We start from the raw sequence: 1167 nt of genomic DNA on the forward strand, positions 1-1167 counted from the left end.
TTAACTTGCCCATTCCTCAACCGATTTTTCTCTAAGATGTCATTTTTACCCGAATTTTCTTTTTCTCGGTCTTAATCCCTAACCAACTCCCGACTAATTTCATCCCCTTCTCGTGCTACTTGGCGTACTACAAGTTGAAGTGCGGAATGTGGGCATAAAACGGTTATCGCCAGAAAACCATCGCTTTAAGCACGGAACCACAACGCGGAGTTCCGAGATTTTCGAGCGACGATCGCCCTGAAATGTCCTGAGAGTAAAGGATTGTAGGGCGATCGCGTCCGGGTGCGATCGCGATCGCGACCTCCGAGTGTGCAACGTCACTGTTACATTTTTTAAAACTCTGTTACATTTATTTACATAAGCGAAACAGGAAAGTTTTCGGAGGACTCACACATGGCTCTCGTCATTACCCTCATCGTCATCGGTTGGACTGCGGCGGCGATTCTCGGAACTCAAGCGTATTTCCGAGGCGAGCAAAGCAAACCCATCCACGAACGCAACTGGAACAACGCCACGTTCGACCGACTGGCTGAAGCCTTTGTGGGTCGTCAAACCAACTACGCCGTCCGGGTTCCGGTGTATGCGATGGACGAATTCGCCACGCGCACCCTCAACCGCTAAGTCCGATCGTTTCGAGTTGACAACATTCGAGTTTAGGAGAAAAAAGGATGAAAACGGTCAGTAACGAAGGTCTGCTCAACAACTACGCCAGCGAACCCCAAGTTTATTACGCCGAATACCCAGGACTGTGGCAACAACGCCAGTACGCTTTCCAAGCTGCGATCGCCACCCTGTTCGTTTCCACACTGATTTTAGTAGCGTTCGGCGTCAGCTAACAAGATTAAGTCCTACAAAATTTCGTTCCATTGAAGTCTCTCTCTCCACCCCGTCTCAGCAGCGGGGTTTTTTCTTAGTGTTTTTTTAGGAATAGGGAACGGGGAACGGGGAACGGGGAACGGGGAACGGGGAACGGGAAAATTGAGAAATTAGAATGGGAAATTAGAAGCTGATTTCGATTCTTCAACCGCCAATTCAAGTTTGAAATGCAACGGTCTCCGATCTCTGACTATAAAATACCTCAGAAGGGGTTCGATAGTCAAGAGATTTTCGAGGACGATCGTTGAGTAAATCTACTGCTTTTTTGACCGCATCTGGTGACAAGATTTT

The 1167-nt window shown here is 48.1% G+C and carries 2 protein-coding genes; both read left to right on the plus strand.

Annotated features, from left to right (window positions below; translation table 11 throughout):
• The first annotated feature begins 393 nt into the window (after positions 1-393).
• Entirely contained in the window at positions 394-621 is a 228-nt protein-coding gene (locus tag GEI7105_RS0115950; protein WP_017661435.1) for a photosystem II protein, Psb35-related, read from the plus strand.
• Positions 622-668: 47 nt separating this feature from the next.
• Positions 669-836 carry a photosystem II assembly protein Psb34 gene (gene psb34 / locus GEI7105_RS37425; RefSeq protein WP_017661436.1) on the plus strand — a complete coding sequence of 56 codons (168 nt, stop codon included), beginning with the start codon at positions 669-671 and terminating at the stop codon, positions 834-836.
• Positions 837-1167 lie beyond the last annotated feature (331 nt).

This window comes from Baaleninema simplex PCC 7105 (assembly GCF_000332355.1).
GTDB classification, from domain to species: Bacteria; Cyanobacteriota; Cyanobacteriia; order Cyanobacteriales; family Geitlerinemataceae; genus Baaleninema; species Baaleninema simplex.